Source organism: Streptomyces sp. NPDC000229 (assembly GCF_040300825.1).
GTDB lineage: Bacteria > Actinomycetota > Actinomycetes > Streptomycetales > Streptomycetaceae > Streptomyces.
In genome coordinates this window covers 20,059-42,385 of sequence record NZ_JBEPEL010000037.1, presented here as the reverse complement: position 1 = coordinate 42,385, position 22,327 = coordinate 20,059, and the positions used below count along the sequence as shown (strand labels likewise).

The 22,327-nt window shown below is 73.4% G+C and carries 14 protein-coding genes and 3 pseudogenes; 3 read left to right on the top strand and 14 right to left on the bottom strand.

All coding sequences use genetic code 11. The annotated features are described in order from the left end of the window. Window positions 1-22 precede the first annotated feature (22 nt). Window positions 23-1,603, bottom strand: a complete 1,581-nt coding sequence (locus tag ABT360_RS19425; protein ID WP_351817570.1) for an AbfB domain-containing protein — start codon at window positions 1,601-1,603, stop codon at window positions 23-25. Between the two features lie 506 nt (window positions 1,604-2,109). Here ABT360_RS19425 and ABT360_RS19420 point away from each other — a divergent pair. Further along, window positions 2,110-2,413 (top strand): annotated as a pseudogene (locus ABT360_RS19420) (crotonase/enoyl-CoA hydratase family protein); the annotation flags it as partial. 437 nt (window positions 2,414-2,850) lie between these two features. Next, a complete protein-coding gene (locus ABT360_RS19415; RefSeq protein ID WP_351817567.1) occupies window positions 2,851-4,446 on the top strand; it encodes a serine/threonine-protein kinase in 1,596 nt (531 codons plus the stop codon). Window positions 4,447-4,733: 287 nt separating this feature from the next. Here ABT360_RS19415 and ABT360_RS19410 read toward each other — a convergent pair whose 3' ends face one another. The 13 genes and pseudogenes from ABT360_RS19410 to ABT360_RS19350 form a co-directional block, all read right to left on the bottom strand. Next, window positions 4,734-6,290 (bottom strand): AMP-binding protein, encoded by a 1,557-nt coding sequence (locus tag ABT360_RS19410; RefSeq protein WP_351817564.1) that lies wholly within the window; start codon window positions 6,288-6,290, stop codon window positions 4,734-4,736. Window positions 6,291-6,352: 62 nt separating this feature from the next. Next, entirely contained in the window at window positions 6,353-6,979 is a 627-nt protein-coding gene (locus ABT360_RS19405) for a 4'-phosphopantetheinyl transferase family protein (RefSeq protein WP_351817561.1), read from the bottom strand. Next, a complete protein-coding gene (locus tag ABT360_RS19400) occupies window positions 6,976-8,205 on the bottom strand; it encodes an acyl-CoA dehydrogenase family protein (RefSeq protein WP_351817559.1) in 1,230 nt (409 codons plus the stop codon). The genes ABT360_RS19405 and ABT360_RS19400 overlap by 4 nt, the downstream gene beginning before the upstream one ends. Then, entirely contained in the window at window positions 8,198-9,376 is a 1,179-nt protein-coding gene (locus tag ABT360_RS19395) for an acyl-CoA dehydrogenase family protein (RefSeq protein WP_351817557.1), read from the bottom strand. Before ABT360_RS19395 ends, ABT360_RS19400 begins: the two co-directional genes overlap by 8 nt. After that, window positions 9,373-9,636, bottom strand: coding sequence for a phosphopantetheine-binding protein (locus ABT360_RS19390; RefSeq protein ID WP_351817554.1), 264 nt, complete (start codon window positions 9,634-9,636; stop codon window positions 9,373-9,375). The genes ABT360_RS19395 and ABT360_RS19390 overlap by 4 nt, the downstream gene beginning before the upstream one ends. Before the next feature lie 48 nt (window positions 9,637-9,684). Further along, complete coding sequence (locus ABT360_RS19385; protein ID WP_351817551.1) at window positions 9,685-10,860, bottom strand: hypothetical protein; 1,176 nt, start codon at window positions 10,858-10,860, stop codon at window positions 9,685-9,687. A 190-nt stretch (window positions 10,861-11,050) separates the two neighbouring features. Next, window positions 11,051-11,914: pseudogene (locus ABT360_RS19380) on the bottom strand (maleylpyruvate isomerase family mycothiol-dependent enzyme). Continuing rightward, a complete protein-coding gene (locus tag ABT360_RS19375) occupies window positions 11,805-13,070 on the bottom strand; it encodes a pyridoxal phosphate-dependent aminotransferase (RefSeq protein WP_351817548.1) in 1,266 nt (421 codons plus the stop codon). Before ABT360_RS19375 ends, ABT360_RS19380 begins: the two are co-directional and overlap by 110 nt. Further along, window positions 13,067-14,426, bottom strand: a pseudogene (locus ABT360_RS19370) (KamA family radical SAM protein). Before ABT360_RS19370 ends, ABT360_RS19375 begins: the two are co-directional and overlap by 4 nt. After that, window positions 14,426-16,102: a carbamoyltransferase C-terminal domain-containing protein gene (locus ABT360_RS19365; protein WP_351817545.1), complete on the bottom strand. Its 1,677-nt coding sequence runs from the start codon at window positions 16,100-16,102 to the stop codon at window positions 14,426-14,428. Before ABT360_RS19365 ends, ABT360_RS19370 begins: the two are co-directional and overlap by 1 nt. Window positions 16,103-16,262: 160 nt before the next feature. Continuing rightward, entirely contained in the window at window positions 16,263-16,895 is a 633-nt protein-coding gene (locus tag ABT360_RS19360) for an ATP-grasp domain-containing protein (protein WP_351817542.1), read from the bottom strand. After that, on the bottom strand, window positions 16,892-18,718 hold the full coding sequence (locus ABT360_RS19355; protein WP_351817540.1) for an ATP-grasp domain-containing protein: 1,827 nt from the start codon (window positions 18,716-18,718) through the stop codon (window positions 16,892-16,894). Before ABT360_RS19355 ends, ABT360_RS19360 begins: the two co-directional genes overlap by 4 nt. A 188-nt stretch (window positions 18,719-18,906) precedes the next feature. Continuing rightward, window positions 18,907-20,274: a condensation domain-containing protein gene (locus ABT360_RS19350; protein WP_351817538.1), complete on the bottom strand. Its 1,368-nt coding sequence runs from the start codon at window positions 20,272-20,274 to the stop codon at window positions 18,907-18,909. 408 nt (window positions 20,275-20,682) lie between these two features. Here ABT360_RS19350 and ABT360_RS19345 point away from each other — a divergent pair, with 408 nt between their 5' ends. Beyond that, window positions 20,683-22,323: an AMP-binding protein gene (locus ABT360_RS19345; RefSeq protein ID WP_444852278.1), complete on the top strand. Its 1,641-nt coding sequence runs from the start codon at window positions 20,683-20,685 to the stop codon at window positions 22,321-22,323. Window positions 22,324-22,327 lie beyond the last annotated feature (4 nt).

Here is a 22,327-nt window from a genome sequence, read left to right as displayed (position 1 = left end):
GAGAGGGCCCGGCGGGCGGCGGTCAGCGCGCGAGCGGGGTGACGATCTTCCAGGAGGCGTCCTGGGCGAAGTCCTTCTCGACGTCGAAGCGGTTCTTGGCGCTCTTGTCGGCCGCGAACAGGTCGCCGTAGTGCTCCCGCAGGAAGCGGCCGGGCTGACCGGCGGACTCGAAGGACGTACCGGAGCCGCTCAGCCCCTTCTTGGCGCACCAGGTGGCGTCCTTGCGGAACTGCGCGCTGTTGTCGCTCGCGGCCATCCTGACCCGGAGGTCCTTGTGCGTGAGGTAGTGGCCGAGCTTGCGGGAGGACTCGAACGAGTAGCAGCCGGGCCGGCCGTTGAGCGCGGGGACGACGACCCAGGTGGCGTCCTCCCGGTCGGCCTGCTTGGACGAGGCCGACAGGGGAGCGATGAACGCCTCCCCGGCGTCGGGCGAGGACTGCCGGACGTGGAAGCCCGCCGGCTTGCCGCTCGCCGGCTGCAACGACTGGCGCTTCGCCCGGTACTGGCTGTCCTCCTTGAGGAACCGGGCGACGTCCTCGTCGGTGCCGGCCAGGGCCTTCTTCGCGGCGGCGACCAGGTTGGGGTGGACGCCGGTCTTCTCGGCGGCCGCCTGGATCTGGAGCGCGAGCCTGCGGTTGGCCTCGGAGATCTGCTTGCGGCGCGCCTCGTCGTCCTTCTTGTACGCCTCTTCGGCGCCGGTGTGGATGAACTGCTTCCACACGGCCGGGTCGGGGCTGAGGACCGTGCGCTGCGCCGCCGCGTAGAGCTCGCTGTCCTTGGCGTCGACCGGTGCGGTGCGCAGCAGTTCGCGGATGAAGTTGTCGTCGCTGAGGGCGAGCATGGCCTCGGAGGGCGTGATGCGGAAGAGCGCGGCCGCGTTGGCGCGCGCGGCGAGTTCCTTGCGGCGCTCGGCCTCCGCGCGGTCCCTCTCCTCCAGTTCCTTCAGCTCGTCGGCCACGTCGCGCTGGTGGGCCTCGCGGGCGCCGTTGGCGATGAACTCCTGCCAGACGGCCGGGTCTCCGGCGAGGGCCGTCGCGGCGGCGGCGCGGACCTGGGGACCGGCGGCCTCGTGCCGCATCACGGCGCGGATGAAGTTGTCGTCGCTCAGGTCGAGCAGATCCGGGCTGTTGGGGATGCCGATCGCGATCAGCGCCTGGGACTTGGCGAGCCGGGCGGCGCGCGCAGTGTCGGCCTTGTCCTTCTCGCGCTGCTTGTCGACGGCGTACGCCTCGTGGATACCGGTGACGATGAACTGCACGTGGTCGTCGGCCGATTCACTCATCATGGCGGCCTCGGCGGCCTGCCGGACCGCGTCGAAGGTCTCCCCGCCGTCGCGGGCCTTTTGCCAGAGGGCGTGGATGAAGTCGTGGTCGCTGAGCAGTAGTACTTCCGGGCTCGGGTCCAGGCGCACCACGGCGGCGGCGTCCACCCGCTGCGTGTCGGTGGTGCCTATCCCGGCCGCCGCTGCCGGGGCGGCCGGCGGGGCGGCGATGGCGGCCTGCGGCGCGGCCACCGCGGTGACGGAGGCGAGCGCGGTGGCGGTCACGAGTCCGCGCGTGACGGCTCTCCGCACGCGGGCGGAGTTCGGGTTGGTGATTTTCATTCGGTTTCGGTCCCCCTGCTAGGTCCCGCACGCGGTTCCCGACGCGTGCCAGGTGGTCGGGGCGCAGTCTTGGAGATCACCCAGGGGGAGTCAAAGTGGAACTGACAGCTCCTATCCGATCACTCGCCTATATGGCTGTTTAACGCGCTACTTGACGCCAATCTTCGACTCAAAGACAACTTGCGCCGACTGATGCAGAACTCACGAGTAACACGGAATGCCGCGTTCCGTGTTGTGTGTGACCAGGGAGTACGGCATCGCACGGCACCCGCGGCACGCTTCCGGCCCAGACGGCACACGGCTCGTTCGTCCCGGGTGTCCATCCGGATCACGTCGGTCCGCATTGGTGAGGAACATGTGAGGGAAAAATGTGGGCCAGTACACATCCAGGAGGGCACCATCCCTGATGACCTATCATCCGGCGCCTCCTGTGCGGCGGTCGTGCGGAAGGCGCACCGCCCGCCGCGGAGCCGGTCCGGCCGCCGGCCACATGAGCCTCCGGACGGATTCCCCGGCGCTCCCGCCGCCCCGGCGTCCGGGTGGAGCGTGACGGGCGCGTGACGACGGTGGTGCTGTCCCGGCCAGTCGCCCGCAACGCCATCGACGGGCCGACGGGCCGACGGGCCGTCTCCTGGCCGACGCCTTCCGGACGTTCGGGGCGGGGTGTGACGCCTCGGTCGCAGTCCCGGGAGTGAGCCGGATCTTCTGCGCGGCTGCCGACCTCAAAGCCGTCGGCACCCCACGGGGCACCCGCGTGGAGCCCGATGGAGACGGGCCGATGGGCCGACCCGGCTGCGGCTGACCAGGCCGTGGCCGAGCAGAGGGCACCGTCCAGCACCCATCACGGTGCGCCGCCATCGAGGCGTACCCGACGGCGCAGCTCCTGCACGTCGGGCAACAACGCGCGGAGAGGGCCCGGCGGACGGAGATCCAGCAGCGAACGGGGTGGAATCGGAAGTTCCATGCGGCCTGGAGGGGCGGCATCAGTTCGCCGTCGGGCTGCGGGGTAGGGCGAGCGCCGGCTGGGGGCGCTGACGCCGGTAGAACGTGGCCCTCGGGCGGCCGGCGGCTGACCGGTGGGCGGGGCCCGGCCGGCGGGCTGGTCCGTTGCCGGTGACGGGCGCGGCCGGGCCGGATGCGTCGTGGAGGGGGAGCATCTCAGGTCAGCCGGGTCCACTCATCCCGTTTAGGCTGCCGTCCCGGGCCGGTCCGTCGGCCGGTCGGGGATCAAGGGGGACGACAGTCCGATGAGCAGCACAACCGAGGTGTTCCAGCCGCTCCAGGCGGACGACCCTCCCGTCGTGGCCGGTTACCGCCTCGCGGCCCGGCTCGGCGCGGGGGGCATGGGCCGGGTGTACCTGTCGCACACCCAGGGTGGCCGCCCGGTGGCGATCAAGTTGGTGCGGCCGGAGCTGGCCGACGACCCGGCCTTCCGGCGAAGGTTCCGCCGGGAGGTGGAGGCCGCCCGCCGGGTCAGGGGCGCCTACACCGCGGAACTGATCGACGCCGACACCGACGGCGTACCCCCCTGGCTCGCCACGCTCTACGTGCCCGGGCCGTCCCTCACCCAGGCCGTCACCCGGCAGGGTCCGCTGCCGGTGCCCGCCGTGCTGTGGCTGATGGCCGGCGTGGCCGAGGCGCTCCAGGCGGTCCACGCCGTGGGGATCGTGCACCGAGACCTCAAGCCGTCCAATGTGCTGCTGGCCGCCGACGGGCCGCGGGTGATCGACTTCGGTATCTCGATCGCCGCCGACCTCTCTTCCCACACCGCCACCGGCTCCACCGTCGGTACACCCCATTTCATGGCTCCCGAGCAGGCGGTCGCCGGCGAAATCACCCCGGCGACCGATGTCTTCGCCCTGGCCCAGACGGCGGCCTTCGCGGCGCTGGGCGAACCGCTGTACGGGGACGGCATCGTGCCCGTCGTGCTGTACCGGATCGTGCACGAGGAACCCGATCTGTCCCGGCTGCCCGAGCCGTTGCGCCCGCTGATCGCCCGGTGCCTGGCGCACGATCCGGGTGAGCGGGCCACGCTGGCGGAGGTCGTCGAGTGGTGCCGACGGCGCCTGGACACGGACGCCGACGCGGACGCCGGGCCGGCCGTCTGGCGCGAGGTCAGGGGACCCGAGGCGACCGTTCCGGACCCGGTGCGCACCCCCGTGGCTCCGTCGACCGCGGCCACGACGCTGTTGCTGAGCCCCGCCCGGTGGGCGCCCGGACAGCGTCCCGCGCTGATCACGGCCGCGGCCGTGACGGCGGGCGCTCTGGTCCTGACGGGCCTGACGTGGCTCGGCGGGCACCGGTTCGGCCTCGGCGAGGGTGCCGCGGACACACCCGCTTCGGCACCCGGCCCGACGAAGTCCGCACGGTCCACGGCGCCGCCGTCAAGCACCCCGCCGACCGCCGGCGGCTCCCCCCGAGCATTGCAGCCTGCCCCGAACGCCGCCCTGGCGCCGGGAGCCGACGTGCGGTCCCCGGTGTGGCTGAACGAGAAGAACTCCCTGAGCCTGCGCGAGCCGATGCTGCGCGATGACCGCGCGGGCGACATCCGCCTCGACTGCGAGGACGGCGTCGACTGCGCGCTGCAGAGCGACACCAGCGTGTTCCTGCAGATGTTCAACGGAAAGGCCGCCTCCCTCGACGCCTGCCGTCACCTCCTCAGCGGCGCCACCGGCTCCGCATACCGCACCTGGTCGCTCGCGGCGGCGGACGACGGCACCCAGTTCTGCGTCAAGAACGCCTCCGGCGACATCGGGATCCTCGCGATCCAGGTCAAGCAGACGGCTATACGAGAAGCCGCCTTCCTGCAACTGAGCATGAACGTCTGGAGGAAGGCGGCCTGAGGCGTGGACCAGGCTCACCCGTGCCCCGCTCCGGAGCGCGAATGCGCGGCACGTGGCGGGGCCGACACGGCGGGCGTTCACCGGCCGGTGATCCCGCCGTGGCTGCGGTACCGGCTCGTACGTCACCGTGGCCCGGCGGGCGGACCTCCTGGTGCGGGCGCAGGGCTGGGGACCGCTCAATGCCGCCGGCGCAACGGAACATGGCGCCTTCAGGAGGCTGTGTGACTGCCGTGACCACCGGCAGACGCTCGCCCCGGAGAGCAGGCGCCGTGCCGGCCTGCGACATGTCACCGGTCCGGCGCGCACGTCCCCGTGAGCAGCTCACGCAGCGCGGCACGATCGACCTTTCCGTTGCGGTTGAGGGGCAGGGCGGGCAGCGCGGAGAGCCGCGCGGGCACCATGTACGGCGGCAGGCGCCGGCGCAGCGCCTCGCGCAGCGCGTCACCGGCTCCCGCCTCGCCCGTGTGGGCGGCGGTGAGCTCGACACTGCCGTCCGCGGTGGGCAGCGCGAGCACGACCGCGTCGCGTACGCCGGGCAGGGCCCGCAGTGCCGCCTCCACTTCACCGAGTTCGACACGGTAGCCGTGCACCTGGACCTGCTGGTCCACCCGCCCGAGGTGGACGAGCACCGAACCGCCCACTGCGTCACCGCCGTCGAGGGTCGTGACGCGGTCGCCGGTGCGGTACCAGTGGGCGTCGGTCAGGGCGGTGGCCGGATCGTACGGGGTGCCGTCGGGGGCGAGGAACCGGCCCGCGTTGTCCGCCGGATCGAGGTACCCCGAGAATCGCTGACCGCCGCGCACACACAGCTCACCGTCGTGCACGCGCCCTTCGAGGGCCGGGTGCAGGGGGCCGATGGGCACCGTTCCGTTGGCGGGCTCCGGCCACTCGTCCTCCCGAGCCGGCAGCCGGTACGACGTGCAGGTGACGGTCAGTTCCGTCGGGCCGTAGGCGTTCTCCACCGTGCTCTGCGTGGCGGCCCCCCGCCACGCCCGGGCCTGTTGGAGTGTCAGAGGCTCGCCGCAGAACATGCTGTGGCGCAGACTGGGCATGCTGCCGGGCTTGAGTGCCCGCAGCCGCTGGGCCAGCGAGATCACTGAGGGCACGGAGTTCCAGTGCGTCAGGGCGTGCCGCTGCACGTACCGTACGGGCCGCAGGAGGTCCTGGCGCGCCGCCGCCACCAGCGTGGCGCCCGTGCCCCAGGCCGCGTACATGTCCAGCACGGAGGGGTCGAAGGTGAGGTCGAACGTCTGCGACAGACGGTCACCGGGGCCCGCCCCGTGGCGCGGCACGGCGTGGGCGAGATAGGCGTGGACATGACGGTGCCGCACCGGCACGCCCTTCGGGACGCCGGTCGAACCCGAGGTGAACAGGATGTACGCCAGGTCGTCCGGATCCGGCCGCAGCGAGGGCAGGCCGGGGTCCGGCGCGGCCGCGACAGCGGGCAGTTCGTCATCGGTCAGCCGCAGCACCGGCGCGGGAAGCCGGTCGGCGCCGTCACGGCAGGTGCCGTCGGTCAGCACGGCGTCGAGCGCCGCCGCCCGGGCGACGGCGGCATTGCGCTCGGCGGGGAAGGCCGGCCCCAGCGGCACGACGGTGGCGCCCAGCCGCTGCACGGCGAGGTAGCCGGCGTACGCGACCACCGTGCGCCCCGCCGCGAGCCCCACCCGCCGTGGCACCTCACCGCCCGTCACCTCCACCAGCCGCGCCGCCACCCGGTCGGCGAGGGCCGACAGCTCGCCGTACGTCAGCCGGGTGGCGCCGGCCTCCAGCGCGATCCGGTCCCCATGGGCGGGAACCGAATCCGCGAACCAGTCGTGCAGCGTGCGGAACTCACCTGCCATCGGCGCCATCATCCTTCCGTTGTCATTTCCCCGGCCGTCCATGGCCGCTCCTCGCCACCTGCTCACACGACGGCCTGATACGGCGGACCGAACGCACAGCTCAGCGGTGTCGCCGAGCGCTCGCGCAGAGCGATCCACCGGTAGGGACCCCACCACCCGGTGCGGGCCCCGGGCGCCATACCCACGGTCCACGGCCGGGCCGCCAGCCCCCGCCCGTCCGCCTTGACGCACGCCTCCTGCGCGGTCCACACCCAGGCGACCTCCTCCGCCGCACGGGCCGCGGGCAGCCCCGCGAGCTCCTCCGCGCCCCGCTCACCGAGCAGCCGGCGCGCGAACGACGCCGTCACGGCGGACTCCGGCCGCTGGACGTCGACGCCCACGCGCGCGCCCAGCGCGACGGCGGCCGCCAGCGCGCCCCGGCTGTGCGAGACGCTGACGCCCACCTCGGGGCACGCCCGCAGCCAGGGCTTGCCGCGTGGGTCCGGCACCACGGCGCCCGCGGCCAGCTCCGGCCGAACCGCGGTGAGCAGCCGCCGCAGCAGACCGCGCCCCGCCAGGAACTCCCGGGCCCGCCACTCGGGCAGCGCGGCCGCCCGCAGCAGGTCGCCGCGGTGCGCGCTGGGAGTGGCACCGGCGACGTCCCCGGTGATCACCCACACTCCGTCGGCGACGGCGAACGGCTCCGTCACGACAGCGCGCCGGGAGGCGGACCGGGGAGCGGACCGGGGAGCGGACCGGACGGCGCCAGGTCCGCCAGGATCCCCTCGGCGTCCTCGGCGACCAGGTCGAGCACCACCTCCGTGGCCCCTCCGCCGATGCCGAAGAGCGCCGCCTGAGCCCGTATCTCCTGCATCCCGCCCGTGGCGAACCCGGCCGCCCCCCACAACTGCGCACACTCGGCCAGTACATGCGTGACCGTGGCACCGGCGGCCGCCTTGAGCGTCGCCGCCGCCACCGTGTCGTGTCGGACCGCCACCGCTTCCCCCAACCCGTCGGTGAGGGCCCGCAGTTCGCGCGCCCGCACGAGGCAGACCGCAAAACGCTGCCGCACGGAGTCCAGGGCCCACAGGCTGTCGTCGCCGTGGGCACGCCCGGACAGCCACCGGTGGGTATCGGCCAGCACCCGGCGGCACAGGGCGACGCCCCACAGCGCACCGGCCAGTCGTTCGGTGGCGATGTGCCGGGCGAAGACCGGGAGCCCGAGCCCGACCCGCCCCACGACATGGCCGCGGGACAGGCGTACGCCGTCCAACTCCACATGCCCGGCACCCGAACCGGCGAAGAGCGCCGACACGGCGGCCCGTACCCTCACGCCCGGCGCGTCGGCGGGTACGAGGATCCAGCTGAAGTGCGTGAAGTGCCGGCCCTCACGGTGCCGGGCCAGGACCAGGAACGCCTCCGCGGTGGTGGCGTTGGCGATCCATTGCTTCTCCCCGGTCACCTCGACGCCGTCCGCGTCGATCCGCGCCCGGGTGCGCAGGCCGGTCAGGTCGGTTCCGGCGGTCGCGTCGGTGGCCGCGAGCGCGACGGTCGCCCGCCCGGCGAAGGCCCGCTCCAGCAGCCCCTCCACCGCCGGACCGGTGCCGGTCGCCAGGATCGGCAGCGCGGTCGCCAACTGCACGCTCGCCGACAGGGTGGCCGGGATCGAGAACCGGGCGTCCAGGGCGCCGAGGACCTCGCCGAGCCCGCCGGGATCGACACCGGCCCGTACCGAGCCCTCGCGGTACGCCCGCGCGACGCCCCCGGCCGCGCCGAGCGCGGCCCACACCCCGGCCCCGTCGGCGGTGGACGGCAGGGCGTCCAGTCCGCTGCCGACGGGCCACCGCGGTACGGAGCCGGAGCCGGGGCGGGCCCGGGGGAGGGGGGCGGTCCGGCCGGCGACGGCGGCAGCGGCCCGTGCTGACGACTCAGGCAAAGGTCACTCCTCGGTCGAGCAACGCCAGCCGGCCATCGGCCAGATGCAGCCGGTCGTTGCTGTAGTTCAGGGCGGCGGACCGCAGATCGCGCAGGGCCAGTTCGAGACGGGTCGGCGAGTCCTTGAGGTAGCCGTGCCGCAGCCCGACCGCCTCCACGAGGCCGTCCACCGCCGCCAGGCACTCCTCCGACGCGGTGATCTTCAGCGAGTTCAACAGCAACTGGCGCGAGGGCCGCGACAGGTCCTCGCCCGACTCCACCACCTCCACCGTGTGCGCCAGGAGCGCGTGGACCGTGTCCAGGCGCTGACGGGCCCGCGAGAGCCGGGTCAGCAGCAGCTCCGAACCGAGGTCGAAACGCTCCCGGCCCGCCGGGCTGCGCAGCAGCCCCAGAACCCGGGAGAGCGCCCCCGCCGCCGTGCCCAGCCACACGGCGGACCAGCCCACATGGGCCAGCGGGCCGAACACCGTTCCGGCGATCTCCCGGAACCGCCCGGGCGCCCCCACCACGTGGTGCCCCGGTACGCTCCCGGCCAGCCGCAGCGGCACGCTGTGGCTCGCCCGCATCCCCATGGGATCCCAGTCACCCGACCCCGTCACCTCCACCTGCTCCCGGTCCGCGTACACCAGCGACACGTCGGTGTCCGCCGCGTCGCCCGGTCCGCGCATGGTGATGAGGAAGCCGTCGGCGTACGCGCCACCCGTCACGATGGGCGCGAAGCGGTCGATCTCCAGCCGGTCGGCGGTGCCCGCCAACCGGGCCCGGGCGGTCAGCAGATGACCGCCCTTGCCCGCCTCCGTGGTGACGGACGCGAGATAGACCTCGCCCGCCGCGATGCGGGGCAGGAGCTCCTTGCGCAGCCGGTCGTCGGCGTACCGCACCACGGCCGCGGTCTGCTGGCAGTGCATGGCGAAGATCATGCCGACGGACATGTCGCCGCGGCTCAGTGACTGCGCCGCCACCACCAGGTCGCGCACGGTTCCGCCGAGGCCGCCGTACTCGACGGGCACGAGCAGACCCAGCAGCCCGGTGCGGCGCATCTCGTCGAGCGCCTCCACGGGGAAGGCGGCCTCCCGGTCGGTGCGGACCACATGCGCCTCGGTGACCTCGCGGACCCGGGCCAGCGCGTTCGTGAGGTCCGGCTCCCGGGGGCGTTCGGGCACCGCGGTCACGCCGCCTCCTCGCCACTGGCCCCGTCGGGAAGCTGCGCGGCGATCGCCCGCCACAGGTTGCCGGCGGAGGCGAAGGTGACGTCGTTCAGATCCTCGTCGGGAAGGGAGATCCCGAAGGTGTCCTCGATGGCGAAGAGCAGCTCGATCGCCTGCATGGAGTCGATGCCCAGCCTGTGCAGGTCGGTATCCGGGGTGATGACGGTCTCCTCGGCGGCGTTCCTGAGGAAGGGGCGCAGGAGGTCGGTGAAACGGGGGTCCATGATGGTCCTTTCGTCAGCGGGCGTGAGCCGCGTCCGCCCGGGGCGGGTTCAGCGGGCGATACGGCACAGGTCCTCGACCCGGCGCAGGTTCTCGGGCACGAGCTCGTCGGCGTCCAGCTCCCGGCCGAGTTCGCCTTCGACGCGTTCGATGATCTCGACGAGCCGGAAGGAGCTGAAGGAGGCGAACGACTCGAATTCCGCCCCCCGGAGCAGCGGTTCCTCGTCCACCCCCAGCACGGCGGCGGCGACGGCGGCCACGCGGCGGCGCAGGGACTCGCCCCCCGCTTCGCCGGGTGCGGCGGCCGGGGCGCCGGCCGCCGCACCCCGGCCGGGGGCCGTCTCGCCGAAGACCTTCACCTCGTCGGCCAGTACCGCCCGCAGTCGGTCCACCACGCCCGGCGGCTCGGCCCGGCCCCGGCCGACACGTCGGTGCGCGAGATACGTCTGCTCCACCACCTTGTCCCAGGCGGCCAGCAGGTTCCGCTCGGCGTCGTCCTCCTCGCGCCCCGCGAACCGGGCCCGGTACGCGGCGTGCAGCTTGCGCGCCCGGGCCAGGAGCCACGTCTCGGCGGTGAGCCGCTCCAGGGCGAGCGCCCGGTCCGCGCACGCCTCGTACGCGGCCAGGTACGACGCCACCGCGTCGGCGTCCCCGGCCGCGTACGCCGTGGGCGGCGGGGCGGCGTCCGCCCCCCGAGCCACCGCTTCGAACGCGATGACCTCGGCCGGACCGAGCCCCGCCAGTTCCTGCGAGGAGAAGACCCAGGAGCCCGGCACGGCCGCGCCCCACTGCGTCTGGATGCGGTACCCGTCCGTCACGTGCCAGCCCCCGGGCCCGGCGGAGAGGAGGAAGCTGTGGTCCATGTGCGCCTGGCCGTGGTAGGGCAGCCAGGGCAGGTTGTAGGCGTCGGCCACCACGTAATGCGTACCGCCGCGCCGCCGCACCGCGTCGAGCAGGCCCTCACGGGGCAGCCGCTCCCTGCGCACCGGCCGCAGGGCCAGGAGCGCGCTCGCCGCGTCCAGCTGGACGTCCAGCGGCGGATCGACCGTCGGCAGCCCGTCGTCCGCCGGCCACCAGGCGAAACCGAGGTGCGCGCCGAGCCGCAGATGCGTGCCCGGGCCATGGGCGTGGTCGGCGAGTACGGCCAGATTGACCTGAACGCAGTCGAGGAGACCGGTATGGAGCGAGTCGAGCTCGAAACGCTCCGGTTGAGCGGTGTCGGCCATGTCGTTGCACAGTCCTCGGGTTCGGGAATGACGGGAGTTCGGGAGTGACGCCGGGTCGGGAGTGACGTCGGCTCGGAGTGACGCCGGTTCACGCATCACGCGGGTGCGGGAGTGGCCGGTCCGGAGAACGCGGGCTTCGCGAACCACCCGTACGGCGCCAGCGATGCGTGGGGCGGGAGAGGACCGGGTCTCAGATCCACGGAGGCAGCCCCGGAAGCGGCCCGGTGCTCTCCAGGGCGTCACCGGGCGCCCGTCCGGACAGCCACGCCAGGATGTCGGCGCGATCGCCCGACACGACGGGCCCGCCGGTACCGAACCGCGCCAGCTCCGCGTCCGTGCCGTCGCGCAGCTCGAACTGCGGTACGCCATCGGCCTCGGCGTAGTAGCCGAGGATGTCGTCGAGGACGATGTTCCGGGCGGTCTCGGGGATGTCGTGGAAGCCGTAGCCGATCGCCAGGTCCACATGGTGCAGTTCCAGTTCGCGCAGCCGGATCACCAGGACGCGGCGCGGGGTGCACAGCTCTCCGGTGAACGGCCTGATGGTCGCGTTCCAGGCGGGAGCGGGCAGTTCCTCGACGGTCCGCTGGAAGTGCGCCGCGGTGTCCCGGACGTCCACGATCAGGACCGCGGCCGGCCGTCGGGCGCCTGCCTCGATCTCGGCGTCACGGGCCTGCCGGTCGGTCTACTGCAGGGTCTCCACTCCGCTGCGCGCCCACTCCAGGAGCCGCTCCAGGGCCGGGGCCTGCCGGGCCAGGTGGCTCAGGACATGGCCGCGCGTCCAACCGGGCAGCAGGGAGGGCGCGGCGACGTCGGCGTCCTGGAGCCGGCCGAGGCCGGTCAGCAGCCGCCGCGCCGCCGCGGCGAGTTCCCCGAAGGAGGCGGTGGTGGGGTCGAGTTCCTTCAACGTGTGTCCTTCACAGAGTGGTCGGGCGGTGGGCGCGGGCCTACCGCGCCAGCCGGGCGAATCCCTCGGCGATCCGGTCCAGTTGGCCGGCGATGTGCGGCAGGCCGACCGGATCGTCCGACTCCAGCGCCTGCTGCTGCTGCTTCTCATCCCCGTACAGCAGGCTGGTGGCCGCCTTGAAGCGCAGCGCCCGCGGCTCGTCGCCCAGCAGGTGCCCGGCCAGGACGACGATGCCGGACTCGTCGAGGAGGCGGCGGGCCAGTGCCGTCGAGTCGGTGACGCCCCGGCCGGCGAGCGTGGCCCGCAGCGGCTCGAAGTCCGGGTACACGTAGAACCCGCCGGCCGGTGGACGGCACAGGGCGCCCGCCTCGACGGCGATGCGGTGCACCTCCCGCGCCACCGCGCCGTGCAGTCGGGCGGAGGCCCGCAGCCGTTCGGTGATCTCGGGGGGTTCGGCGAAGGCGTACTCGGCCACCTGCTGCATCGGTCCGGCGAGCGTGGACCACATCTCACTGGCGACCGACACCACGGCGTCACGCAGCCGCGCGCCCGTCTCCCCGGCCGGGAAGCGCGCGACGCCGATGCGCCAGCCGCCGAGACCGAGGGACTTGGACAGGCCGCTGGTGACGACCGTGCGCTCGGGGGCCACCTCCGCCGGGCTGAGGAAGGGAGTGGCGCCGGGGTCGTGCACGACGTCCCGGTAGATCTCGTCCGAGACGATCAGGAGCTCCTCCTCCCGGGCGAGCGCGGCCAGTTCCCGCACGAGGGCCGGCGGGGCGAGCGTCCCGGTCGGGTTGTCCGGAAGGGTCAGCACGAGCAACCGCGGGTCGTGCCCGTCGGCCCTGGCCTGCCGGAGGGTTTCGCGCAGAGCCCCGGGTTCGGGTACGCCGCCGCAACCGTCCGGGACGGGTACACCGAAGACGCGCTTGCCGGCGTACTCGGCCTGGGGGCCGTAGGTGTTCCAGGCCGGCCGGGGCAGCAGCACATCACCCGGGACGGCCAGTTGCAGTGCCATCAGCAGCGGCTTGCTGCCCGGGGCCACCACGACCCGGTCCGCCTCGGTGGGCAGGCGGCGCCTGGTGAAGTAGCCGGCCACGGACCGGCGTACCCCCGCACCGCCGGCGACGGGACCGTACGCGGCGCGGGCCGCGCCGGCCGACAACTGCTCGGCCAGCTGGGGGAGCACCGGCAACCTCGCCTCCCCGAAGGCCAGGTGCACCAGGGACTCGCCCGCGGCCGTGCGCTCGTCGACCAGCTGGTTCAGCGCCAGGTTCGGGGAAGGGGGAAGCAGGAGGAACGTGCTCACGTCCGGCTCCTTTCGACATGGTCCGGTTCGGGCGAGGGATCGGCCTCGCCCCACACGGCGGCGGCGAGGTCACGGGGGGTCCCGGGGGCCGGCTCGAGCTCGTCCAGCCACGAGGCGTCCGCCGACCAGCGGGCCCGGAAGGGCCGGCCCACCAGGGCCGGATCGCGCGCTTGGAGCATCCGAAGCCGGAAGAAGGAACTCCCGCCGGTCTCCTCGACCCCGTCGACGACCACCTTGCCGGGCGTGGCCGACATGACCGGGCCGCGCACCGTGCGGGCGAGTCCGGGCAGTGTGCGGTAGGCGGCGGAGAAGATGTCCACGGCCCGCGCGAGCGGCACCTTGAAGTAGTCGTGCGGCCCGGTGTCCCGCTCCACGAACAGGTAATACGGCACCGCGCCCGCCGCGAGCTCGGCCCGCCACAGCGCGCTCCAGACAGCCGCGTCGTCGTTGACGTGCGCGATCAGCGGCGCTTGGCAGTAGACCACCGCGCCGGTGGAGCGGATCCGGGCCGCGCACCGTGCGGGCCAGGCCTGTCTCCAGCTCGCGCGGATGGCTGAAGTGCGCCATGACGGCGAGCTGCTTGCCCGCCGCGACCACCCGCTCGAACAGCCGCAGCACCTCGTCCGCGTCCTGGTCGGTGACGAAGCGCTGCGGCCAGTACGCCACCGACTTGGTGCCGATGCGGATGGTGTCCACCGTGCCGACCGCCAGAAGGGGTTCGAGATGGCCGCGCAGCCGCTCGGTCGACATCACCATCGGGTCGCCACCGGTGACAAGAACATCGCTCACCTCGGGGTGCGCACCGAGGTAGCCGAGGAGGCCGGAGGGGTCGGGTGCGGCGAAGCGCAGGTCCGCGTCGCCGACGAACTGCGCCCACCGGAAGCAGTAGGTGCAGTAGGCGTGACAGGTCTGTCCCTGGCCGGGGAAGTAGAGCACGGTCTCGCGGTACTTGTGCTGGAGTCCGGGCACCTCGGCGCCGCCCGGATCGCGGGGCACGTTGAGCTGCTGCTGGCCCGACGGGTGCGGATTGAGCCGGGCGCGGATCTCCTTCACCGCGTCCCGCAGCAGCAGCCGGTCCGCACGGTCGGCCGACAGCTTGGCCAACTGCTCCTCGTCCGCCGCGGAGAGCATGCCCGGCTGCGGGAAGGTGAGCTGGAACATCGGGTCCTCGGGCACCCGCTCCCAGTCGATCAGCTCGGACAGCACGTACGCGTTGACCCGGAAGGGCAGCACCAGGGAGACCCGGCGCACGGTCTCGCGGATCTCGTCGGACAGACCGTGGCGCGCGGCGATCTCGTCGATGTGGCGGGGCCCGTACGCCCGGAACCGCTCGGCCTCCACGGCGCCGGCCGGCATCAGCGCGCACCCCCCGGCCCGTCCGCCTTGCGGTACAGCTCGTCACCGAGCACCAGGAAGTCCAGGTCCATGGAGCGGAACGCGGCCACCGCGTCCCCGGCGGTGTTCACGATGGGCTCGCCCCGGTCGTTGAACGAGGTGTTCAGCAGCACCGGCGGCGCCCCTTGCGCCTCCATGGCGTCCAGGACCGCGCCCACCGCCGGCGCCTCGTCACCGTGCAGCACCTGCGGCCTGGTGGTGCCGTCGACGTGCACCACCCCAGGGGCGACCGCGCGGCCGAGCTCGGTGGCGCGCGCCGCGCCCAGCATGTACAGGCTCAGGTACTCCTGCTGCTCCCACAGCCGGGCGCCGTAGCCGGGGCGGGTCACGCCCGCGAAGGGGCGCCACTGTTCGCGGTTCTTGATGGTGTTCACCCGTGTGTTGACGCCCGCGGTGTCCGGTACGGCGATGATCGACCGGTGGCACAGCGCCCGTGGGCCCACCTCGGCGCGGCCCTGGGCGACCGCCCCGACGGCGCCGCCGAGCAGCAGTTCCGTCACCTCGTCGATGTCCAGGGAGGACCGCAGCAGGCCCGAGGTGTCCACCGGCTCGCCGCGTCCGGCGAGGCCGGAGCCGTGGATGTCCGTGCCCAGGTACGGGCTGAGCGCCGCCGTGCGCACCTTGGGCGGGCGGACGGTCCAGGCCGCGCCCAGCGCCACACCGGCGTCGTGCGGCACGGGCGGCACGTACAGCGGGCCGGACAGGGTGCCGTTGGTGCTGCAGTTGAGGGCGACGCCGCCGCTGAGACAGAGCGCTTCGACCCCGGCGGTCTTCCGGGTGAGCGAGGCGAGATGGGTGACCGTCTCCTCGATGATGCGCTGCGCGGTGTAGGCGACGAGCACCGCCTTCGGGTCCTCGGCGAGGCGCCCTTCGGGCAGGGTCGGCGCGTCCGTTCCGGCGATGGCGGTGTAGCGCTCGCGCCAGCGGCCGACGACGGTCTCGTACTGCTCCTTGATCTCCTCGGCGGTGGCCCGGCCCGTGTTCTCCACCAGTGGTTCGACGGCGAGCCGGAAGTCGTCACCCTGGAGGTCGACCAGCGGCTCGACCTCCAGGCCGGCGGCACGCCCGTAGGCGGCCAGGCCCATCGTCTTGCCGGCGTTGAGGAAGGAGAAGCCGAGCCAGGTGGATGCGGCGTCGTAGGCGTAGCCGAGCGAAGAGGTGCGCTGCCAGCTGCGTTCGAGGCGCGGCGGCGCACCTTCCTCATACGTCCAGATCGTCGAGGACTCGTTCTCACCGTGCCCGTCGATCACCAGGACGCCGGCCTTGGGGAACGGCGAGGCGTGGAAGGAGGACGCGGCGTGCGCCTGGTGGTGCGGCACGCGGACGACCTCCGGTGTGCGGGTGCCGAAGTCCAGGCCGACCGCGTACGCGAGGAAGTCGGCGTCATCGGTGAAACGGCACGGGTAGAGCTGCTCCCCGTCCCAGCCGACCGCGACGACGTCGATGTCGGACGCCGATATGCCGGCCTGCTCCAGGCAGAACCGGGCGGCGTTCAGCGGTTTGCGGTAGAGGGAGTGGCGGCGGCGGTTGATCCGCTCCTCCTCGGAGAAGGCGACGATCTCGCCGTCACCGTTGACGAGGCAGGCGGCGGTGTCGTGCCAGCCGGTCGGCGGCGCGTTGACGCCCAGAATCCACATGGAGCGGGTTCCTTTCCTCTTCCCCGGGGCCGGTCGGGCCGTGCGGCCGGAGTGCCGGATGTGGTCGGTGTGTGTGCGGGTGCTGCGGGTGCTGCGGGTGCTGCGGGTGCTGCGGGTGTTGCCGGTGTGCGGGTGTGCGGGTGCTGCGGGTGTTGCGGTGTCAGGGGCGTGGCGCGTCGCCGGGCGCGCCGAGCGGGTCGAGTGCGCAGCGCACCCTCCGGTGCGCGCTGTCCAGGGCGGTCGCGCACTCCTGCGGGGTGTCGCCCACGGCCACCAGCGCCGCGAGGCGCGGCACGATGCCGTGTGGCGGCAGCCGGAGCACCGTCCCGGGCCCTGCGAGGGCGACGGCGCGTTCGATGCCGGGTTGAGCCGCCGCCCGGTCGAGGTCCAGCGAGCGGACGACGGCGTCGTGGTCGGGGTAGACGAACCGGACCTCGGCGCACCGGTCATGGGTGCGCGCCGGGGCGGGGACGCGGCCGAGCGCGATGTCGGCGGCCACGGCGATCTGGTCCACACCCGTGGCGAGCCGGCCGAGGAGCGGGATGAAGTCCCCGCCGAGCCGGCCGTTCACCTCCACGATGCGCGGTCCGGCCTCGGTGAGCCGCAGTTCCGTGTGGGTGACGCCGGTACGGATGCCGAGGGCGTCGTGAGCCGCCATGAGCATGGCCCGCACTTCGTCGGCCCACGGCTCGTGGTGCCAGGGCTTGACGAGGTGCCCGACCTCCTCGAAGTACGGCGCGAATCCGAGGCGCTTGTGCGCCACGTTCATCACCTGGACCTCGCCGCCGCTCACGGCGCAGTCGACGCTGATCTCCGGCCCCGCGAGGTACTCTCTACGATCGCCCCGTCGAGCCGGTCGATGCCGGGGAAGCATGAGGAAACCGCCTGGTCGTAGGCGTGGGCGACCTGCTCGGCGCTTCCCGCCACGACGACCCCGATGCTGCCGGCCAGCGCCCGGGGCTTGACGACCACGGGCAGGCCCAGGGTCTCGGCCGCCGCCAGGGCCTCGTCGCGTCCGCGCACATGCCGGAAGCCGGCGGACGGCACGCCCGCGGCGGTGAGGACCCGCCGGGTGGTGAGCTTGTCGCGGCAGCCGCGCACGGCGCGCGGGCTCATGTGCGGCAACCCGAGCCGGCGGGCGACCTCCGCGGTGGTGTCCAGCAGGGTCTCGTCCCAGGTGAGCACCGCTCCCGGACCGGACCGGCCGGTCAGCAGCGCGGCGACGGCCCGGGTCGTCTCGTCCGCATCGGAGGTGTCGGCGGCCCGGAACCGGTCCGCCACGTACGCGCGTTGCCAGTCGATGTCGCCCGGCTGTACGAGCGCCGTCTCCACGTGCGCGGCCGCGCTGTCCAGTGCGTACCGCCGGTAGGGCGGGTTGCCGCAGCCCACGACGACCAGACGGGCGGGTGCGCCGGAGTCCACCGGAGCGCAGGTGAGCCGCGTCCGCTCGGCCGTGCGGCGGATCGCCGCCGCCACCCCGGCGCTGCTCGTCCCGGAGAACCGGAACCGCGCCCCGGCGTGTTCGTACCCGCCGCCCTTCATCAGCGCGCCGGCCTCGGGCACGGCGTGGGCGTAGGCACCGCTGTCCTCGGGGATGGTGACCGCTTCCACCCGGCACGGCATCGGGACGGAAGGCGGCACGAGCAGCCAGCCGGCCACGGCGGCCGGACGGGCGAGCGCGACCGGGGTCGGGTCGGGGTTGCCCGTCTGGTGGGCGAACGCGACCGCCATCAAATCGATGCCGTGCACGTCCCGCCACACGAAGGGCACTTCGGCGCCGCCCGGCCGGGCGGCCATCTCCAGCACGGTGAGCGCGCCGCCGTCGCTCGCGAAGAGCTCCAGGTGGAACACCGAGGGGCCGCACAGCAGCGCCCGGGCGGCGGCGCGGGTGATCTCGCCGACCCCGGCGAGAAGCTCGGGGTCGTCGATCTCGACCGAGCCGAGGGCACTGCCCGTGGTGAAGTCGAGGCAGGTGTTCAGGTAGCGCGAGGCCCGCCAGGGGCCCAGGTCCTCGCCGGTGAAGAGGCCGTCGACGTGCAGGACCTCGTCCGGAACCCACGGCTGGACGAGCATGTCGGTGTCGTCCGGGAGGACGTACCGTGCGAGCTGTTCGGCCGTGTCCAGCCGTGTGATGCCGGCGCTGGCCGTGCCCCGCCGGGGCTTCACCAGCACCGGCCAGCCGTGCTCGGCGGCGAAAGCGGCGACGGCACCGTGGTCGCCGGCCTCCGCGGTGGCCGGCACCGGCACGCCGGCCGCGTGCAGCCGCCGTGCCATGAGGAGCTTGTCCCGCAGCGGGCGCAGTTCCTCCTCGCCCGGCCCAGGAAGGCGGAGCTCGTCACGCAGACGGGCCGCCAGGTCCAGGTCGGTCTCCTGGAGGGCTGCGATCCGCGTCGGCGGGCCGATCTGTTCCGTCAGCCCGTCGACGGCCTCGCGTACCGCCTTCGCGTCCTCGGTGCTGTCCACGAGCCGGACACCGGCGGCCTGTTCGACGGGGAGATGGCGCACGGCGGATTCGGTGGTGACGTAGCTGACCCGGTGAACCGCGTGGTCGACGTACCCCGCGTAGTCGGCGTAACGGTCGGTCCACCGGTGTATCACGATCACGTGCTCGGGCACGGGAACCTCCTGGAACGGCGACGATGTACGGGGGAGGGCCGGGGGCCGGGGCGGGGACGCGCGGACAGGCGCGGGGCCTGCGTGACGGACCGGGTGCGCCGGTCTTCGGCGCGGCGTCTGTTCCGGTCGGGTGGACACACGGCACGACGACGTATCGGACAGCGGTGAGAGGTCACGTAGGAAGCGCCTCACACTCGTCCGGCGGCGGTCAGCAGCGTCTCGTGCAGGTCTCCCAGCAGAGCGGCGCACGTCTCACGCCGCAGGTCCTTCGCGGTGAGACGGACCGAGAGGGCGTGCTCGTCCTCCACCGCCCGTGCGTAGCAGCGCGGGCCGATGGTCGTGAAGGGCTCCTCCCACACCAGCGTGGCCTCGCCCTCGGGGCCGGTGGCCGCACCGCCGCCGGCCGTGCCCCCCGCACCGGGCGGTACGGCCACGAAGTTGAACGCGCAGGCGGGCTCGGGCACGTGCGGGACACGGGCGCGGAGCGCCGCGACCGCCCTGACGTCGTGCACCCCGTGCCGGAACGCGGCCAGTGCGCTCCAGTGGGCGGCGCGCGCCAGGTCGGCGAAGGCGGAGTCGGTGTGTTCGATCAGGGCGGGTACCCACTGGTTCATGGAGGTCACGACATCCCGCCAGCGCGCGGTGAAGCGGTTGGCGCTCATCAACTGCACCATCAGTCGGTTGCCGTTGCCGTTGCCGTTGCCGTTGCCGTTGCCGTTGCCGTTGCCGCTGCCGCTGCCGCTGCCGCTGCTGCCACTGGCGCTGCCCATGACCGTGTCGCCGACATCGCAGCGGCGGGCGACGGCGCCCGCGAAGGCGGCCAGGACGACGCCGGCGACGGAGACGCCTTCCCGTGCGGCGATCGCACGTGCGGCGGTCCGGGCGGGGGCGGAGCGCAGGGTGGCCTGTAGGACGGTGCCCGGCGCGTCGGCGTCACGCGGGAGCCCGGCCGACGGGGCGCGGCTCAGCACGTGCTCCCAGTGGGCGAGCGCGGCCAGCTGTCGCCGCTGACCGGCGGGGCCGTACTGGTCCGCCGCCAGATCGGCGGGTCCGTGCGGGGGTGGCCCGAGCCGTCCGGGCGCGGTGAGTTCCCTCAGCAGTTCCTGGTGCAACTGTTCCTGGGCCCAGGCGTCGGCGACGATGTGGTGCTTGACGAACAACAGGTGCGACGGTGCGCCGCCTCGGGTCAACAGCCGGGCGCGCCAGCCATGTTCACGACCCAGGTCGAAGGGGCGTGCGGCCAGGGCGAGGGCGGTCTCTTCCGCCCGCTCCGCACCGCCGTCACTGCCGTCGGTGAGGTCGACCGACGCGTGGACGCCATCGTCCGGGGACAACTGGCGTGGGTTGTCGGGGTCGTTCACGTCATAGCGCGTCCGCAGGGAGGGGTGACGCAGGGCCAGCGTGTGAACGGCGGCGCGGACCGCCTCCACACCGACGCCGGGCGGGAGGGCCCATACCGCGGCGTTGTTGGGCTCGTGCCTTCGTGCGGGCGGCAGGTCCCGGATGTCGTGCCACACCGAGAGCTGCCCTAGGGACAGGGGGCCTGCCTCGGTCATTCACACTCCACGTCAGGGTAGTTCCGCAATGCGGAATACGATTTCCGTTCGACCTTCAACCTGCCACATGGCACCGAAGCCTGTCCAGGCTCGACTCGCCTCCCCGCGTGGTCGCCGAATCGGACTGAGAGGTTCCAATGCCCGGGAAACCAGGCCCACATGAGGCGCTCGCCCGCGCCGGGCGGTGATCGCCTCCGCGTCCACGGCGAGCCATCCGCACCGCCCCGCGGTGCGGCCGGGCGGGACTGGCGTTCAGGCGGGTGGGTGTGAAAACGTTCATCGGACGATGGAATCCGTATTCCGTAAAGCGGAATTGTGGCCCTCGTGGTTCCGGCGCGCCGCACGACCGCGACGCCGACGACGCACGACGCACGACGCACGACACACGACAGCGCGGGAGAGAAGGACATGGACGTGACGCACCCACCGGGCGCCCTGCCCTCAGCCACCGGCGAGTTCCTCCACGACTTCCTGCTCGCCCCCGCCCGCCACAACCCCGACAGCCCCGCGGTCGTCGAGTCCGGCCGGCCGGGGACAACCACCGTGACCACCTACGCGCACCTGCGCAGCCGCGTGGCTCTCTACGCCCGTGAACTCGATGCACTGGAGCTGGAGATCGGCTCCCGTGTGCTGCTGGAGGCCGAGGTGACCGCCGACTCGATCGCGCTGCTCCTCGCCTGCTCCCGCGCGGGTCTCACCTTCGTACCGGTGAGCCCCGAGACACCGCGGGAGCGGCTGCTCTCCCTGATCGGGACCGCACGGCCCGCCCTGCATCTCCAGGCGCAGGACGGCAAGCGCGAGGACCTGCCTCCCGGCTTCGCCACCGCCCGGTTCGGAGCCGGCGGCATCGTCGGGGAGCGACGCCCCGCCCCCGCGCCCCGCAGGCGCCGGACGCCCACCGTCACCGACCCCGCCTACATCATCTTCACCTCCGGGACCACCGGCCGCCCCAAGGGCGTGGTGATGAGCCATCGCGCCGTGGTCGCCTTCTACCGGGGCATGCTGGCCCACGACATCGCGCGTCCAGGCGACCGGATCGCCAGCACCTCGCCCCTCCAGTTCGACTTCTCGCTGCTCAACATCGGCCTGGCCCTGGGCAGCGGCGCCGCCGTCGTCCCCGTACCGCAGGCACTGGTGCGCTGGCCACGGCACTTCCTGCGGGTACTGCGCGACACCGAGGCGACCCAGGTCAACGGCGTACCGTCGATCTGGCGGCAGGTCCTGCGCCACGAGCCCGAGCGCCTTGCGGACCTCGACCACCTGCGCGGCGTCCTCTTCTGCGGTGAGGAGTTCCCGCTGCCGGAGCTGCGGCGGCTGCAGCAACTGCGCCCAGGGACGCGCATCGTCAACTGCTACGGCGCCACGGAGTCGATGGCCTGCTCCTTCGAGGACGTACCCGACCCCCTGCCCGAGGACGTCGAGCGCCTCTCCATCGGGGTGGCGCACCCCGGTGCCGAGATGCTGCTGGTCGACGAGTCCGGCAGGGTCGTCGACCACCCCGGGACACCCGGCGAGATCCACCTGCGCAGCCCCGCCCTCTTCTCCGGCTACTGGGACGACCCCGAGGCCACCCGCACAGCGCTCGTCCCCGACCCGCTGTGCCCGCAGTCCGGGCAACTGGTGCTGCGCACCGGGGATCTGGCGGTCCAGGGCGAGAAGGGCGAGTTCTACTTCTGCGGCCGCACCGACTCCCAGGTGCAGATCAATGGCAACCGTGTCGAACTGGGCGAGGTGGAGCGCCGCCTGATGGAGTTTCCCGGTGCCACCGCGGCCGCCGCACTGCCCCTGCCGGAGCCGGGCGGAGGCAGCCGGCTTGCCGCCTTCGTCGTCATGGCGGCCCGCGACTCCCGGCCGACGGCGGGCGACCTACGGGAGTTCTGCGCGCGGACCCTGCCCGCCTACATGGTGCCGCGGGAGATACGCCTCCTCGACACACTGCCCACGACGACCAACGGCAAGGTTGACCGGGCGGCCCTGGCCGCGTCAGCGGCCTCCGAACCCGCGCCTGCTCCGACCGCCGCCACCGCGCCCGTTCCGGGAGAACGATGACCAC